The organism is Adlercreutzia sp. St.1H8, from assembly GCF_059728655.1.
The window spans coordinates 1,379,907-1,396,263 of the sequence record NZ_AP039376.1 but is presented as its reverse complement, the minus strand read 5'-3'; the positions used below and the strand labels follow the sequence as shown (position 1 = coordinate 1,396,263).

The window sequence follows — 16,357 nt, the reverse complement described above, 5'->3', positions numbered from 1 at the left end:
CTTCAAAACCCCGAGCCAATGGGGGTGGGGCGCGAAGAGCGCCCCACCCTTGGAAAGGCATACCCATGATCACCGAGAACACCCCCGAGGAGGCCCCGCAGGGCACTCGGAAGACGGTCTCCCGCGCGACGGTCGCCCACTACGTCCTCACCGCCCTGCTGGCCGCGGCATGCGCCGCCTGCGCCCTGGCGCTCGTCCTCGTCGCCGACGAGTTGGCCAGCCGCGACGACGGGGGCTCCCACGCCCCGCAGGCCCAGCCCCAGGAGGCGGGGGAGGCCCAGGCCGCCCACGAGCACGCCTGGCAGCCGTCCTACGAGATCGTCTCGCATCCGGCGGCGACCCACGAGGTCGAGCACCCCGCCGTCATGGCGTCGCGCGTGGAGGAGCACACCGTTTGTAACACGTGCATGAGCCCCATCGACGGCATGACCGCAGAGCACGCCGAGGAGTACGGCCACGCGGGCTACACCACCGGGGTGCCCGTCGCGGTGGACTACGTCGAGCAGGAGGCCTGGACGGAGACGGTCGTCGACGCCGAGGCCTACGACGAGCTCGTCAAGGTGGCCGACGTCTGCGCGGCGTGCGGGGAGACGCAGCCCTCGGCGTCCGTCGAGGGCCAGCCGGCCTAGCGGCGCCGGCGGCCCCTCGGGGCCCGGGCCGCCGCGCCCGGCCCGACCCCCTACCTCGGCCTAGCCTGACGGCCCGGACCCCGGGGGAGCCGCCCGGATAAGAAGGAGGAGCAGTTGATCGGAACCGCCATAAGACGCGCAGCGAACGCGCTGCTGACCGCCGAGCTCGTCGCGCTCGTCGCCTTCGCGGCCCTGTGCTTCGGGGGCCTGCCCTTCGGGCTGGCGACCTACGGCGTCATGACCGGCTCCATGGAGCCGGCGATCCACGTGGGCGACCTCGCCTACGTGGACACACGGGTCACCGGCGAGGACGTGTCCCCGGGGGACGTCATCGCCTTTGACATAGGGGACGGCCAGACATGCACCCACCGGGTGGTAGCCGTCGACGAGGAGGCGCGGGAGATAACGACGAAGGGCGACGCCAACGGCAACCCCGACGCGTTCCCGGTCGCCTTCGACCGCGTGAAGGGGCGGACGGTCGGCTCGGTGCCGCTGGCGGGAGACGTCCTGCTGAGCATCACCGAGAACCGAATGCCTTGGATCCTCGCCGTCGGCAGCGTGCTCGCTTTGACCTACGCGCTGACCTGCGTCCCCGCGGGAAGAGCAAGGAAGAGATCCGACCAGAAAGGGAAGGAAGATGGAACAGATCAGCCAGATGACCGAGACGGGGCCGGCTGCCCCCGAGCAGAAGCGAGCTAAGGCCAAGGCCCTCATCACCGCCGGCGTGGCCGGCGCGCTCGTGGTAGGAGCCATGGGCACGTTCGCGTACTTCACTGGAACCGACACCGTCGAGAACGTGTTCACGATGAGCGAGGGCCTGGCCGACAAGATCGAGGTCGTCGAGCCCGGCTGGGACCTCACCGACGAGGACGCCAACGGCGTGCCCGATGCCGCCGAGAACCTGGTGCCGCTCCAGACGGTGGCCAAGGATCCGGCCGTGAAGAACGGCTCCGACATCGAGGCCTGGTGCTTCGTGCAGGTGAAGGTGCCCACGGCGGAGGTGTCCGTCGTGGGCGAAGACGGCGCGCCCGTCGCGGCGGCCTCCCACGAGCTGTTCACCTACGAGGTGAACGAGGGCTGGACGCAGAGCGGGGATCCCGTCGTAGCCGACGGCTACACCACCCACACCTACCTCTACGGCAGCAAGGTGGCCCCTGGGGCGTCCACCCCGGCCCTGTTCGACGACGTGACCATGATCAACCTCGTCGAGGCCCAGGGCAACTCCGGCGCCGACAAGATCACCGTCGACGGCCACGCCATCCAGGCGGAGGGCTTCGCCGACGCCGCCTCGGCGTGGGCGGCCTACGGCGCCCAGAACGCCTAGAAGACCACGCTACGCCGGCGGGGCGCCTCGCGCCCCGCCCGTCCTGAGAGGAGAGCAGATGAACACAGAGAAGGGCGGCTACCGCATCGACGAGGCCCTGGCGGCCGTGGACGAGGCATCGCCCGGGGCGGTCGTCATGTCGCGTCGCTCTTTCGCCAAGTTCGGGGCCGCCGTCGCGGCTGCCGCGGCTATGGGCACGCTCGGCACCTACGCGTTCTTCACCGGCACCGACCGCAAGGAGAACCAGGTGTCGGTGGCCGACAACCTCAACGTCAAGGTCGTCGAACCCGCCTGGGATCCCGAGGCATCCAAGAACGTCGTCCCGGGCCAGCACGTCCCCAAGGATCCGCGCATCCGCAACCTGCACGACGCCATCGACGGCTACCTGTTCGTCGAGATCCGCGTGCCAACCGCCGTGGTCAGCGTCTACGACCCGCAGACCCAGACCGTCCTGCCCGCCGCCCGCACCCCGCTGTTCAGCTTCGACGCGAGCGAGGAGTGGGTGGTGCTCCAGACCTTCGACGACGGCGACGACGTGGTCTGGCGCTTCGGCTGGCCCGAGCCCATCGGGCCCAAGTCCGACACGCCCCCCATCTTCGAGGAGGTCGTGGTGGCCAACCTCGCCGAGGAGCAGGGCCAGGCCGGAAAGCACGTGGTCGGGGTGACCGGCTACGGCATCCAATCCACGGGGTTCAGCAACTGCCAGAACGCCTGGGATGCCTACAAGAGGCAGAACGGCATCGGCGACGGGGCGCCGCCGGCCGGCGTGAGCGCAGTGACGGCGGGCACCCTGCTCAAGTTCGTGGCGGACACGCCGCCCGAGGTCGGCGACACTCTTGACGGTGCCGAGGTCACCTGCGTGGTGCCCGACGTGGAGAGGGGCCCCGCGGGGTGCCTGTCGGACACCCCAGAGGCCATCGAGCACGTGGAGTGCCTCGTCCCGACGGCGCCCGAGAGCACGGCCGAGTGGTTCAAGGACATGAGCTCGTGCGAGGCCATGGACCTCTCCGGACTCGACACGGCCGGCATCAAGGACTCGGCGGGGATGTTCGCTGGGACGACCAAGCTCGTCGAGGTCACCATGAGCCCGGAGGCGGATCCCGCGATCCTGCCGGAGGGGTTCGAGGCCACCGACAACAACGTTGTCTACAGAAAAGCCGGGAAGGCATACGCCCTAGCGCTAATGAAAAAGGCTGACGGATCGGAGTACGAAATCGTCTTCGTGAAAACCGCCGAAGACCCAAACAGCTGGAACCAATACAACGGCATGAAGATAACCAATGTTTATTCCGGAATAGAGAGTCTTGACGCCAGCCTCGAGACCAAAGTCCCTTGGCATAAGTATCGAAACCTCATCGTGTCCGTTGCATGCATCGACAAGATTTCCCCCATCAGCACTGCGAGCTGGTTCTCCAACTGCCTCCACCTCGCGAACGCCAACCTTGCGCTACTGGATATGTCAAAGGTAACAAATATGACTTCCATGTTTGCCAGCTGCACTTCACTCACAGCCATCACCGGGCAGGAAAGCTGGAACGTTTCAAGCTGCACTGACATGAAGTTCGCATTCTACAACTGTAAGCTCCTCGCGTCTCTAAACGGGATTCCAAGTTGGGATGTGTCAAAAGTGAGCGATATGTCTTGGATGTTCTACAACTGTAACTCCCTCGCACCCCTCGATTTATCCGCCTGGGCCGTGAATAACGTAACGAATCACGGAAGCTTCAGCGACAAGGCTCCCAACGTCATCCCCCCCACCTGGGCGGCGTAGCGGCCGGACGGCCTGGAAGGAGGACGGGAGTTGAGAGCGAACGAGAAGCCAAGGAAGCGCCCCGAGGCCGTCCTCCTGGCGGCCGGCCTGGCGCTACTCATCGCGGCGTCGGGCGCCGTGGCCACCGTCTCCGCTCAGGTCGTGGCCCACGGCAGGGTGGAGACGGGCGGCGTGGACGTCTCGCTGGAGGCCCTCTCTCCGGGAGCAGGGTCTCTCGTCACGGGCCAGCGCGCTGCCAACGACGTCGCCGTGACGGCGACGGGCGGCGAGTGCTGGATCCGCGTCAAGTCCGAGACGACCGCCCTCGGCGCGCCGTTCGGCGACGTGACGTGGGACAGCTCGCCCGAGGGCCTGAGCGAGGAGTGGGTCTGCGCGGCGGACGGCTGGTGGCACCTCACCCGGCCCCTCTCCGCCGGAGAGGCCGTCACGTGGCCAGGCTCCGTGGAGTGCCCCGTGTTCGAGCAGGAGCCTCGCGAGGGAGGATGGGCCTGGGTGCCGGCTTCCCGGCCGCTCGACCCCACCAAGTGGGCCGATCCCAGCCCCGATCCGTCCGACGACCCGGCCCTGAGGGCGTACGAGGAGGCCTCGGGCGCCGAGCTGCGCGTGCGAGTGACCGCGGAGGCGGTGCAGAGGGCGGCATTCGAGCCTGACTTCGGCGCCGACGACCCTTGGGTAGGCGTCCAGGCCGAGCCCGCCATGCACACCTACGAAGGGGAAGGGAGGATCTGACCATGAAGATGGCGCGCATCGCCGCCGCGGCCGCCCTCGTCTCCGCCCTGGCAGGCGCCCCCGGCGCCGCATGGGCGGAGGGGGAGGCCTACACGCTGAGCTATGACGGGGGCGAGGCGACGCTGAGCTCCGACGACCTGCTCGGGCACGTGGGCCCGATGTGGCCCGGGGGGAGCTACGGCGGCGCGCTCGTGCTCTCGAACGGATCCATGGCGCCCGCGCAGGCGACCCTCTTCATGGTGGGCGCGGAGACCGGCGCGGCCAACCGCGGCGAGGCGGCGGAGCTCCTGGAGCGCTGCTGGCTGAAGGTCTCGTGCCAGGGCTCCACCGCCTACGACGGCCCGCTGTCCGGCTCCGCCATGTCCGGCCCCGCCCCGCTCTGCTCCCTCGAGCCCGGCGGCTCGGCGGAGCTCGCCTACGAGGTCTCGCTGCCGCCCGGCCTCGGAAACGAGTTCGCCCTCCTCGTCCACGAGGCCGCCTGGGGCATTGAGGTCGCGGAGCTCCCGGACTCGGCCGGGAGCTCTGGCAACCGGGGGCCGTTGGCCCAGACGGGGGACGGGGCCCTGCTCGCCCTGGCCGCGATCCCCGCGGCCCTCGCGGGAGGCGCTCTCGCCGCGTCCCGCCGTCGGAAAGGGGGCCGGGCATGAGCCCCTGGGGCCTGGCAGCCGTCGCATGGGGATCCTGCCTCGGCTGGGCCCTGTCGATCCTTGCGACGGGCCGCATCTTAACCCCTCGCAAAACCCCAGGTCAACGGCTTGCGGAGAGCCCTTCTAAGCCCCGATCTCAAGTCGCCCCGACTATTCATACCCCCCTTGGGGCCGTTTTCAGAGAGCAGGAGGCCTCATGAGGCTCGTCATCGCCGAGAAGCCGATGCTGGGGCGCGACATCGCCCGCGCCATATGCGGGAGGGAGGTCTCCGAGACCGCCCGCCTGCCCATAGCCGGAAACGGGTACACGGTATGCGCCCTCGCGGGGCACGTGCTGGAGCTCGTGGAGCCCGGCGACATAGACCCGAAGTGGCGGTGGGACGGGGAGTTCGACGAGTCCCGCCTGCCCATCGTCGTGGACGACTGGCCCAAGCGGCCCATCGAGGGCAAGGAGGGCATCGTCGAACAGGTCTCGTCGCTCCTCGGCGAGTGCGATTCCGTCGTTCACGCCGGCGATCCGGACGACGAGGGGCAGCTGCTCGTCGACGAGCTCCTCGACTACCTGGGCTACGCCGGCCCGGTCGAGCGCGTCCTGGTCAACGACAACATCGAGGCCAACATCAGGGCCGCGTTCGGGCGGCTCGAGGACAACGCGCGCTACCGGCCGCTCTCGGCGTCCGCCTACGCCCGCCAGATGGCGGACATGGCCTTCGGCGTCTCGGAGTCGCGCCTGGCGGGCATGCGCCTGCGGGCCAAGGTGTCCGTCGGCCGCGTGCAGACCCCCACCCTCGGGCTCGTCGTCGCGCGCGACCGCGCCATAGAGGGCCATGAGCGGCGTGCCTTCTACACGCTCGTCGCCCACGTCGCCATAGACGGGGGAGGGGCCGTCGACTTCAAGCTGAGCCCCTCCGACGAGCTGCTGGCGGGCGACGAGCGCATCTGGTCGCGCGAGCCGCTGGAGGCCCTGGCGGCCGCGCTCCAAGGCCGCGCTCTGGCCTTCGAGGCTACGGCCCGCACGGGCCAGAAGCTCCCGCCGCTGCCCTACGACCTCACCACGCTCCAGGCCGAGCTCTCGAAACGACACGGGATGACCGCGAAGCAGACGCTCGAGGCCACCCAGCGCCTGCGGGACGAGCACCACGCCATCACCTACAACCGGAGCGACTGCCGCTACCTCCCCGAGGAGTACCACGCCCAGGCCCCGGCGACGCTCGCCGCCGCCTTCGCGAACGTCGGGAGATCCTGGGACGTTGACGCGTCTTTGCGGGGACGCGCCTTCGACGACGCCAAGGTGGGCGCCCACGGCGCCATAATCCCCCAGGAGACGCGCTTCGACGCGAGGTGCCTGCGCGACCACGACCGGTGGGCCTACGAGGCCGTCGTGGAGCGCTACGCCATGCAGTTCGCCCGCCCCCTGGCCTACGAGGAGTGCTCCTCGTCCGTCCCCTGCGAGGCGGGATCGCTCGAGCACAGGGCGAGGAGGGTGACAGACCCGGGCTTCACGGCCGCCTTCGGCGAGCCCGAGGAGGAGGGGGAGGACGAGAGCGCGGCCGCCTGGGTCGACCCGGGCCGCCACGAGGGCAAAGTCGCCTCCTGCGAGCTCAGGGAGGGCAAGACCAGCCCGCCCAAGCCCTACTCCGAGGGCACGCTCGTCACCGACATGGCCTCGGCGGCAAAGTACGTCTCCGACCCCGCCCTCAAGGCCGCCCTCAAGTCCAAGGACGAGGGCAAGGCCGGGGAGCACGGCGGCATAGGGACGACGGCCACCCGCGCCGACGTCATCGAGCGCCTCAAGGCGCGGGGCTTCGTCGAGGAGTCCGGCGGCAAGATCCGCTCCACCGAGAAGGGACGCGCCTTCTACGACCTCGTGCCCGCGGACATCCGGGGGGCCGACCTGACGGCGCGCTGGTGGCTCATCCAGCAGGAGGTTGCCGCGGGGCGCGCCGACGTGAACGCCGTGCAGCGCGCGGTGGCCGAGGCCTTCGAGGCGCACAGGGGCGAGGCCTACGCGGGCAAGTCCCTGGCCTCGCCCGGCAAGCCGGTCGGCACGTGCCCGTGCTGCGGAGCGCGAGTGCTCGCCCGCGGCAAGGTGTTCGACTGCGAGTCAAACAGGCGGCGCAAGCTCGAGGACGGCTCCTGGGAGCAGGAGGCGGGCTGCGGGTTCAGGTTCTTCTCCACGGTCGCCGGCAAGCGGCTGACGGACGCCCAGGCCTCGGCGCTGCTCGCCGGCAAGTCGCCCCTCGTGAAGGGTCTCACCTCCAAGGCGGGCAGGAAGTTCGAGGCCCGGCTAAGGCTGGCCCAGGACGGGAGCGTGGAGTTCTCCTTCGACGGCAGGCCGGCGCCGCGGGGGAGGAGGCGGGGCGCCAGCGGCCGGGGCTAGGGCCCGTGCCCGTACCCGCGTACCATGGTATCCAGGTACGGCGAGGAGCCGCCTCCGAACCTGCTATCATTACTAGATCGCTTGGGCAGGCATAGGCAGAGCCTCCCCCGGCAGAAGAGAGGAGACCCGGTTGGCCCGATACACCCTCATGAGCAAGGATCGAGAGGTGCTCGACTTCGAGTACGACGCCGAGATCCACGCCGTCCTCCGCATCATCGAGCGCAAGGACGTCGGGTTCGCGCCCCCGGCCCTCATCGACCCCCAGGGCACGATCACGCGTCGCAACCTCAACGACTGGTGGGCCTCCCGCGCCATCCCCGTGTCCAGGCAGCAGTTCCAGTCGCTGCGCGACCAGCTCGGGGTGGCTGACACCCGAGAGCTCACGGAGCGCAGCCGAGCCCTTTCGCTCACCGACAGGTACTGGGTTCGCGAGGAGGGGGACGACGCGTCGTGGGCCGACGTCAACTTCTTCGACAACGGCTTCGACGAGGAGCTCGGCCTCGTGACGCTCGGCCAGGACAGCACGATCCGCCCGTCTTTCTGCTCCCCCAACGCAAGCCTCGCGGGCGACCTTCGAAAGAAGTGGACGATGCGGGGCGGCCGCGTCGTTCTCATGAAGGCCGCCTCGGGCGCCTTCGGGCAGGAGCCCTACAACGAGGTCGCCGCGACAGCCCTCATGCGGCGGATCCTCGATCCGGGCGAGTACGTCGAGTACGGCCTCGTCGAGGAGGCGGGGCGAACCTACAGCGCCTGCGAGTCCATGGTGACCGGAAACCTCGAGCTCATTCCCGCCGCCGACCTGCTGCGCTCGGCCCCCGGGCTGAAGAACACGACGGGCATGAGGCGGCTCACCGACACCCTCGGCAGATTCGGGGTCCCCGACCCCGGGCACGCGCTCTCCAAGATGCTCGCGGTCGACTACCTGCTCGGCAACTTCGACAGGCATTACAACAACTTCGGGATCCTCAGGGACAGCGACGACCACTCCATCGCCCGCTTCGCCCCCATTTACGACACGGGCTCCTCGCTTTGGATGGATCAGATCCGCCTGGAGGCGCCCGTCGACTGGGAGAACCAAGTCCGGCCGTTCGACGGCGAGAACCTGCGTCCCGGCGATCTCCTGCGCCGCCTGCCTAACCTCTCCTGGCTCGACCCGGCCAAGCTGGACGGCTTTGACGCCGAGCTCGCGGGCATCCTGGCCCGCAACCCGCTCATGCCCCCCGCCAGGATCGAGGCGATCGCAGGCGAGGTCTCCAGGCGCATGGCGACGCTCTCGGCCCAGGCGGGCGGAGGAGGCCGAAGGATCGTCTCCCTGACCCGCAACCCAGCCGAGAGGTCTCCCGAGCCCCCCACCGCCTCTCGGCCCGCCGCGGCCGCGCGATCCCACGTTCCAGCCCCGCGTGAGCCTGGCGGGTCAAGGCCGCCGTCGCGCTAGCCACTGCGGCTCCTCGCCCCGCGCCGGCCCTGCGCGGCCATTAGTCCTTATATGGCTTCCGCCTTATATGTCCAAATGGGTGGCATACGAGTCGCCGTGTCGACGGCTCCAACGCGCCAGCGCCTGCCCCTGATTCCGGATATGGACACCCTCGGCTACTCCTTATGTGTCCATATCCGACCCCAATGAGCCGCACCGTAGGCTATGCGCCCGGGAAGGAGCCTCCCCGTATCTTCGTACCAGCATTCGACGGTATGGGTGGGGGTACGGCGGTATGCACCCTAGCCAGCCTGGCCATTTCAGGCGTGCACCTGCTACCATTGTTAAAGTCAGATAAGCAGGGAGGCGTTCGTCAAGAGGGAGGCGCTGCCCCTCCACACCAGCCAGGACGCCGCGAGCCGGGCGCCGGGGAGGGCTTCCGGCGAGAAGCCCTGACATGTCCCGGGCCCCTCCGGAGAAGCGCCCACCAGGCCCCTCCGCTAAAGACCCGCCGCGTCCTTTTTGAAAGCGCACTTTCAAAAAGGACGCGCTAGGTCAACGTTTCCCCATCCGCACCTCACCAGATGGCCCGCCGTCGCGCAGCCTCCCGCCCGATGGGATAGCATCGATCGAGTTCCCGTTGACGACGACAGGAGGCATCATGGACTATGAGCTCGTGGACAGGTACTTCGAGGCTGTCGAGGAGGAACAGGCGCTCGCCGATTCGACGCTCCGCACGTATGCCTATGCGATAAGGGACTTCTGCCGCCACCTGGAGAAACTGGGAGCTGCGTCGCTCGATGAAGTCGCGAAGTCTGATGTCTTCGATTACGTAAGAGACCAGATGGATCGCGGCATCTCAGCCTCGACGATAAACACCCGCCTCGTGGCGCTGAAAAGCCTTTTCAGGCACCTGCATGCTTACGGCCTCATCGACGCGAATCCGATGTCAAAGTTTGGGCCACGACGCCCGGCGGCGCATAACTCCACCTCTCCTCGCAGCGTGGATTACATCATCTCCTACCTCAATGGCATGCCCCAAACAACCCCCTTGGGCATTCGCAATCGGGCGTTGGCGGAGATCATCTTTGGCTCCGCCCTCACGGTGAAGCAGCTCGTCAGCCTCAACGTCGACGACCTCTCCCTCGGCCGCCGCGAGATAATCAGCACGCGCCAGTTCCTGAGTGACGAGTCATGCTTCTGGCTCGCCAGGTATCTCGGTCAAGTGAGGGAACCCCTTGCTCGGAAGCGCGCGCCTGAGGGAGCCAACGTGGAGCACGACAACGCGCTGTTCCTCTCACGCACAGGCAGGCGCCTTTTAGGGCGCGACGTCGCCCGCGCGCTCCGAAAGTCGGAGAAGGGGCCGATGACGGCAACCACGCTTCGGCTCTCCCTCCCCTTCATCCTCATCGCCCACGGCATGAGCCCTCTCGCTGTCAACAAGTTCATGGGATGGAGCCCCTCCCGCATACGGCTGGTCCTTGAGATTTACGACTGCATGAACCCGCCAGAGGCAGTCCGGATCGTCCAGCGTCGCCTCGGTAGCAGCGCAGGCGACGTAGTATCTCCTCCTCCTGCCGCCAAACCCTCCAGATCCTCCTCATATCCACGCGAGCGTCACGTCGCAGCCGAGGGACGCGTCGAAGCGCGGCCGCCCCGTGGCGATCGACTTGCGGATCGTCACCGCCTCGACCCGGTACGCCCGGGCCGCCTCGGCCGAGTCGTCGAAGACCCGGGCCGGCCGCGGCCCTCCCGCCCAGGCGCCCACGGCGCGCTTGCGGCGGCCCTCGAACCCCTCACCGGGGTCGAAGTCGTCCGCGTAGCGGTAGTAGGACGGCCCTGAGGTCATGCCTCGGCCGCGCAGGATGCGCTCAAGCGACGTCCTCGGCATGCCCGCGGCCCTTGCCGCCTCCGAGACGGAGCCGTACGCCCTCAGGGGCCGCCTGGTAGCCTTGTCCACCTGGACGACGGCCCTGCCCCTGCCTGCTGCGCCGCTGCGCGGCATGTGCCTAGAAGGGGATGTCATGGTCGTAGACGCCGGCGACGGCGCCATCCTCGAGGTCGCGCTCTCCGGCCTCCCCTCGGCTCGACATGAACTCGAGCTCGTCGACGATCACCTCGATCTTGCTGCGCTTCTGCCCGTCGCGCTCCCACTGGCTCCAGCGGAGCTTGCCCTCGATGGACACCTTGGTGCCCTTGCTCAGGTACTGGGAGAGGCTCTGGGCGCGCGTGCCGAACATGGTGCAGTCGATGAAGTTCGGGTAGTCCTCCCACTCGCCGGTCTGCTGGTTCTTGCGGCGGTCGTTGACCGCCACGCCGAAGCCGAGCACCGGCATACCCGAGGCCGTAGAGCGCAGCTCGGGATCGCGGGTAAGGTTGCCGCTGATGATGACGCGGTTGATGCTCATTGTCGATCACTCCTCTTTCTCGTGTGGTTTCTTCTCTCTCCTTCACGCCGGCTTGCGCCTGCCCCTGCGGAGCCGCCAGCAGATGCTCTCCAGCGCCTCCCGGAGGACGAGCCCCGCCAGGGCCACCCCGCGCGCGAGAGCCACCACGAGGCGCCAGGCAAGCGCCATCAGCACCATGGAGACCAGAATCGCCGCCTTGACGCCGGCCAGTATCACGGTGATCATCGCCGTACCTCCTCTCGATCTCATCTCCGGCTTGCCCTCGCCAAGCAGGCCCCGCCTTGCTTGGCATGACCGACGCAGAACCCCTCGTCGTCCTCTCGTGGGGGCGGTTCACGAAGCCTCGCGGTTTCTCCGCAAGGAGCCTGCTCCTTGTGCGAGAAATCGTGTGCCGCCCCCGCCGGAGGAGGGGAGGGGTTACGCCGCAGGCGCCAGGTCTTCCCTCCTCCCGGCCGGGGCGCCCAGGCGGCCCCGGCCGGCCGCCGGGTGCAGGGCGAGGCCCTGCCGCAAGGGGACCGGGGAGCGCGCAGCTCCCCGGCGAGCCCCCCGCTAGCCGAAGTCGTAGAAGCCGTCTTCCTCGTCGTCGGGCACGTCCTCTCCCATGCCCGGCACCTCGTCGACGGCCATGCTGCGGATCCTCCTCACCATGGCCGCGCTCGTCCCGAGCTCGGCCGAGACTGCCTCGGCGACGGCGTCGTCCCCGACCTCCTGACCCTCCCGGGCCGCCAGGTCTTCGGCCGCCCTGGCCCAGACGGCGGGCACGGCGAGGTAGAGCGCCGAGACGATCCCGAGCTCCTGGAGGGCGGAGTCGTCGCCCCTGGCCTCGCAGAGCGCCGCGCGCACCCGCTCGACGCAGACGAGCTCGCCGTAGACCCTGGAGATCAGCCTGCGGCCCCCGGCCTCGAGGGAGATAACGCCGTCGACCTCGTCGGCCTCGGCGAGGCAGAGGTGACAGTCGTCGACCAGCATGTAAGGCCGCCCGCTGAAGCGCCCCGCGGGATCCTCCTGGGGATCTGCGTCGGATGGCGGCTCATGGTGGCCGACCTCGACGTAGAGCCCCTCCGCCAGGCGGTCGAGCCGGACGGTGAGCTCGCTCAGGACGTTAGCGCCGAAGGGCTCGCCGGAAGTGTAGAGCGCCGGGTCGACGACCTTCACCCGCCCGTCCGCGTAGGAGACGACGATCTCGGCGCTCATGCCACGCCGCCCGGGCGAGCGCGCAGCTCGGCGCCTGCGCGGGGCAGGTGCGTGAGGACGAGCGCGCGCGAGCTCGCCGCCTTGCCCTGGACGGCCGGCTCGAACTCGTAGGTCTTGCCCTCCTCGATGTCCAGGGCGTCGAGCAGCGCGTCGACCGCGACCTCCGCGCCTCCGCCGGCCGCCTCCTTGATGTCGTAGTCGCCGTAGCGCGAGCGCATGACGGCGATGGCACGGGCCTTGGCGTTGACGCCCACGTCGGCCTTCGCGCTGCGGGGCCACCCGGCCATCGCGAGCGCCTCCGGCGACAAGGCGACCACGACGCCCTCTCCCTTGCGCTTCATGGTGCAGATGCCCTTCTTGCGTACCACGTTGAATCCCTTGAGCATGTCTTTCCTTTCGCTCCTATTCGTTCGGTCTTCGCTTTCCTCCTCGGCGGGCCTGCCAGCCGCCCTGCCCTCGTGTCACATGGCTCATCGCCTCCTCTCGCGCGATCCGCTCCCGGCGTCGGGCGCCTGGGGGCGCCGGCGGGCGGCATCGCCTCCACGGCTGCCCCGCGCGCTCCTGGCCGCCTGGCGCCGCGCCCTCTCGGCGCTGCGGCGCCGCACGGCGCCGGGGTTGGGCGAGGAGGGCACCACGGAGCCGGCGAAGAACTCCCCGCGCGCCGCCACGGCGCCGGCGAGCTCGAGCTCCCTGACCCTGAGCTCGAGCCTGGCGCGCGCCTCGGGGGCCGTCGCGGGCGAGCCGATCTCTTCTTTCGCGCGGGCGATGAGGGTCTCATAGTCGCGCTCCGACTCGACCCCGTACTTGTCGTTGATCCGCAGCGCCGCGGCAGCTTGGGCGACGGTCACGTCCGCCGCGACGTAGGCGGCGATGGCGACGCCCAGCTCCTCCCCCAGGCTGCCGTCCATGTGGCGCAGGGCCCCGGAGAGGGCCTCCACGACGCGCTCTCCCCGCCGACTCATGTTCTCCGCCCGCTCCGGATCCCCCCTGAGCGCCGCGTCGGTCTCGGCGAGGCGCGCGGCGACGGCGGAGCGCCTGTAGTTCGCCCCGAGTCGGTAGCCCGTGGCAGCCCATCGCTCCGGGTTCGCCGCGTGGGCGTACGTCCAGTCGCCCTCCCGCGTTGCAGACGGGCAGACCCTCACGCCGAGCTCCTCGAGGCGGCGGGAGAACGACTCCTCGTCCCGCGTCGTGCGCATCGCTATCTGCACCTTGTCGCGCATGTCCTGCTTCCAGGAGAAGCGCCCCTCGCGTGCGAAGGCGCGCTCAACCTTCGTCAGGTAGGCGCCGAATCGGGGCAGGCGGCGCGAGTTGTCGAAGAAGCTCAGCCCTAGCTCCGCCGCCAGCGACTGGAGCGTGTCGGGGAGAACTTCTTTATTCAGACGGTTGCTGATCCTCAGCCTGTTTCCGTCGACGATGTTCGTGTTGTTGACGATGAGGTGCGCATGCGGGATGCCGTTTGCGTTGTCGTCGTGGTAGCAGATGGCGACCTCGGCTATCCCGCAGCGGCCCTCGCGCCCGCCCTCCTCGTCCCCGAAGATCTCCTTCGCCCAGTCGCATGCGAGCGCGCGCAGGGTGTCCAGGTCGACATGGTCGCGGGGGTCGGGGGAGATGATGAAGTGATGGTAGTAGACAGTCTTCTTGCCGGCTATCTCCCGGTCGTTGCCGAAGATGCGGCAGGTCTCCTCCATCGCCTTCTCCCACCCATTCTCGCTCCTCTGGAACGGCATGTTGACGAAGTCCCACGCGAGCGTCCGGTCGTCGCAGCGGCCGTTCTTCGTGCGCAGGTACTCGGCGATGCGAACGCCCACGCGCTCGTGGCCCCTGAGGGACTTGAGCATCGCCATCAGGCGGCCCCGTCGGACGCGTCGGAGAGCACAGACCAGTCGTCGACGTTGACCACCGTCTTGCTCGCTATCTCGTCCCTGATGTCGCGCGCGGCCCAGTAGACGTCGCCGATCTGCGAGTCGATGGCGTTCAGGTGCATGAGGGCGCGCTGCATGTACCCCTCCGCCAAGTCGGCCCTCATGAACCTCTTCGAGGCTATCGTGTTGAGGGCCCTGACCGCTTGGTTATAGTGGTGGCCGTAGTGGCGCACCTGGCGCGTGAGCGCGTCGACGTGCTGGGCGTCTATGACCGCGATCGGGTAGCGCAGCCCGACGTAGCTCGTCGCCATCGCCGACCCCTCGCCGAGCGCAATCGGCGTGCGGATGAGCGCCCGTATGAGCTCCGAGTAGTTTGCGCCGAGCTTGCGTGCGTTCGCGTCCAGCAGCGCGTACTCCTCCTCGCTGAGCCTCACGTTCACCCACCGGTTCTTCGTCTTCGTCTCCATCTCTGCATCCTCCTGTCAGCGCGCGGCCCCCGCGCCTCGCCCCTTTTCCAAGGCGGGGGAGGGGGCCTGAGCTCCTCCGCAGTCACCCTGGGCTAACCATGTCTGGGATGACGCGGAGCGCATGAGTTGCGCAACCCTACTGCTGCGGATGAGTTCCGCAGTTCGCCACAGCTAACTACGATCCCGCCACCCGAGAGGGGATGGCGGGGGAGTGGTTCCTGGGGCTATGCCATGCGGTCGCGCATGGCGAGACGGCGGCCTTGCCGCCGGCATCCTGGCACACGTACTTTTGTTTGAAAAACGAAAGCGTGTAACAGGATGCGGCTCTCGCAGTCCCTACCGGCCGTAAGGCCAGTGGGGACTCGAAGCCCTCCCCTGGCAGGGGGAGGGCCCGGCGGAGCCAGTGACGGGGTTGCGCTTGGAGCGCGTGTGTGAAGGGTGGTTTTGCCGCTGCTCGCAGAGCGGCGAGAATGCGTGGCGCATGGACGTTGCCTTCCTCTCATGTGACCGGATCGGAGGTTTGGAGTGCCGATCCACGGAGGATTATAGCATCAGCTCCGTGCGTCGGGGAAGGCCTGCGCCTACGAGCTTCGGCTGCTCGCGAGAGTTGATCTTGAGCGGCCCTCCGGGCCGATTGAGGAGGAGGGGCCGCGGCTCTCCGGCCGCGGCCCCTCCTCGTTCAGGCGACGACGCGCCGTGCCCCCCACCCCTCATGTCAGAGGGACGGCGGGAGCAGCCTCGGCACGCCGAGGTCGCCCATCTTGCGGGCGAAGCGCGCGGCGCACCGCTCCAGCACCTCTCCCAGAACGGACAGCTCGCGGGGGCCGTAGGCCTCGCCGTCGAAGCTCATCTGGGCGATCTCTAGGTAGGACTTGTACTCGTCCCCGTGCGCCTCGTCGATGACGATCAGGTCGGCCTCCTGCTCGATGCACTGCTTCAGCATGAGGACGCGGCCGATGCGCCCGTTGCCGTTCTGGAACGGGTGGAGGTGCTCGAAGCGCACGTGGAAGAGCACGATCTCGCGCGGCCCCTTCGGTGATCCCTCCCACCAGCCGAGGAGGTCTTCCACGCCCTGCTCGACGTCGCTGGGCAGGGCGACCTGGACGCGCGATCCGACGATGCGGTTGGGTATCTCCTTGTAGTGCCCGGTGAACCCGTCAGCCTCGTCGGTCGTCCCGGCGAAGAGCATGCGGTTCATCTCGACGAGCATGCCGGGGGTGATGGGAGAGCCCAGGCCGTCGACCATGTGGTCGAACAGCGCGATCGAGTTTATCGTCTCGTACACGTCGTCCTTGGTGTGGTCTCCGACCACGTGCCCGTCCTCCACGAGGCGGAACAGCTCGTCCTCGGAGAAGGTCGATCCCTCCATCCGATTCGAGTGGAAGAGGAACTCGGGGAGTATGAGGCCGTAAGCGGAGTTCGGCGCCGACTTCATCGCCTTCATCTGCCCTGCCGTGATCTTCATCGCATCCCTTTCTCTCGAGCTGCCAGTGGTAATTATAGGCGAGCACGCGCCGCCGCGCCCCTCCTTC

At 68.6% G+C, this 16,357-nt stretch carries 16 protein-coding genes; 9 read left to right on the top strand and 7 right to left on the bottom strand.

Going from position 1 to position 16,357, the window contains the following annotated elements; all coding sequences use genetic code 11:
• The first annotated feature begins 65 nt into the window (after positions 1-65).
• The 9 genes from AC6I0Y_RS05325 (at position 66) to AC6I0Y_RS05285 (ending at position 10,737) form a co-directional block, all read left to right on the top strand.
• Positions 66-629: a hypothetical protein gene (locus AC6I0Y_RS05325; RefSeq protein WP_160708967.1), complete on the top strand. Its 564-nt coding sequence runs from the start codon at positions 66-68 to the stop codon at positions 627-629.
• A gap of 114 nt (positions 630-743) precedes the next feature.
• Positions 744-1,328, top strand: a complete 585-nt coding sequence (locus AC6I0Y_RS05320; RefSeq protein ID WP_497733571.1) for a signal peptidase I — start codon at positions 744-746, stop codon at positions 1,326-1,328.
• Positions 1,267-1,953: a SipW-dependent-type signal peptide-containing protein gene (locus AC6I0Y_RS05315; protein WP_497733569.1), complete on the top strand. Its 687-nt coding sequence runs from the start codon at positions 1,267-1,269 to the stop codon at positions 1,951-1,953. Before AC6I0Y_RS05320 ends, AC6I0Y_RS05315 begins: the two co-directional genes overlap by 62 nt.
• 58 nt (positions 1,954-2,011) lie before the next feature.
• Entirely contained in the window at positions 2,012-3,724 is a 1,713-nt protein-coding gene (locus AC6I0Y_RS05310; RefSeq protein WP_497733567.1) for a BspA family leucine-rich repeat surface protein, read from the top strand.
• A 30-nt stretch (positions 3,725-3,754) separates the two neighbouring features.
• Positions 3,755-4,453, top strand: coding sequence for a hypothetical protein (locus tag AC6I0Y_RS05305; RefSeq protein WP_497733565.1), 699 nt, complete (start codon positions 3,755-3,757; stop codon positions 4,451-4,453).
• 2 nt (positions 4,454-4,455) lie between these two features.
• The gene (locus AC6I0Y_RS05300; protein WP_160708957.1) at positions 4,456-5,100 is read left to right on the top strand and encodes a hypothetical protein; all 645 of its coding nucleotides are present in this window, start codon (positions 4,456-4,458) and stop codon (positions 5,098-5,100) included.
• A gap of 196 nt (positions 5,101-5,296) precedes the next feature.
• Positions 5,297-7,480, top strand: a complete 2,184-nt coding sequence (locus tag AC6I0Y_RS05295; RefSeq protein ID WP_497733563.1) for a type IA DNA topoisomerase — start codon at positions 5,297-5,299, stop codon at positions 7,478-7,480.
• A gap of 130 nt (positions 7,481-7,610) precedes the next feature.
• Positions 7,611-8,915: a hypothetical protein gene (locus AC6I0Y_RS05290; RefSeq protein ID WP_497733561.1), complete on the top strand. Its 1,305-nt coding sequence runs from the start codon at positions 7,611-7,613 to the stop codon at positions 8,913-8,915.
• A gap of 640 nt (positions 8,916-9,555) precedes the next feature.
• Complete coding sequence (locus AC6I0Y_RS05285) at positions 9,556-10,737, top strand: tyrosine-type recombinase/integrase (RefSeq protein ID WP_497733559.1); 1,182 nt, start codon at positions 9,556-9,558, stop codon at positions 10,735-10,737.
• Between the two features lie 166 nt (positions 10,738-10,903).
• Here AC6I0Y_RS05285 and AC6I0Y_RS05280 read toward each other — a convergent pair whose 3' ends face one another.
• From AC6I0Y_RS05280 to AC6I0Y_RS05250, 7 genes are all read right to left on the bottom strand, one after another.
• A complete protein-coding gene (locus AC6I0Y_RS05280) occupies positions 10,904-11,302 on the bottom strand; it encodes a single-stranded DNA-binding protein (protein ID WP_497733557.1) in 399 nt (132 codons plus the stop codon).
• A gap of 42 nt (positions 11,303-11,344) precedes the next feature.
• Entirely contained in the window at positions 11,345-11,527 is a 183-nt protein-coding gene (locus AC6I0Y_RS05275; RefSeq protein ID WP_497733555.1) for a hypothetical protein, read from the bottom strand.
• Positions 11,528-11,851: 324 nt separating this feature from the next.
• Positions 11,852-12,496, bottom strand: a complete 645-nt coding sequence (locus AC6I0Y_RS05270) for a hypothetical protein (protein ID WP_497733553.1) — start codon at positions 12,494-12,496, stop codon at positions 11,852-11,854.
• Positions 12,493-12,882: a hypothetical protein gene (locus AC6I0Y_RS05265; protein ID WP_497733551.1), complete on the bottom strand. Its 390-nt coding sequence runs from the start codon at positions 12,880-12,882 to the stop codon at positions 12,493-12,495. The genes AC6I0Y_RS05270 and AC6I0Y_RS05265 overlap by 4 nt, the downstream gene beginning before the upstream one ends.
• 84 nt (positions 12,883-12,966) lie before the next feature.
• Positions 12,967-14,340: a relaxase/mobilization nuclease domain-containing protein gene (locus tag AC6I0Y_RS05260; protein ID WP_497733549.1), complete on the bottom strand. Its 1,374-nt coding sequence runs from the start codon at positions 14,338-14,340 to the stop codon at positions 12,967-12,969.
• Complete coding sequence (locus AC6I0Y_RS05255; RefSeq protein WP_497733547.1) at positions 14,340-14,825, bottom strand: plasmid mobilization protein; 486 nt, start codon at positions 14,823-14,825, stop codon at positions 14,340-14,342. The genes AC6I0Y_RS05260 and AC6I0Y_RS05255 overlap by 1 nt, the downstream gene beginning before the upstream one ends.
• Before the next feature lie 715 nt (positions 14,826-15,540).
• Positions 15,541-16,290: a Fic family protein gene (locus AC6I0Y_RS05250; protein ID WP_160710592.1), complete on the bottom strand. Its 750-nt coding sequence runs from the start codon at positions 16,288-16,290 to the stop codon at positions 15,541-15,543.
• Between the last annotated feature and the right edge of the window lie 67 nt (positions 16,291-16,357).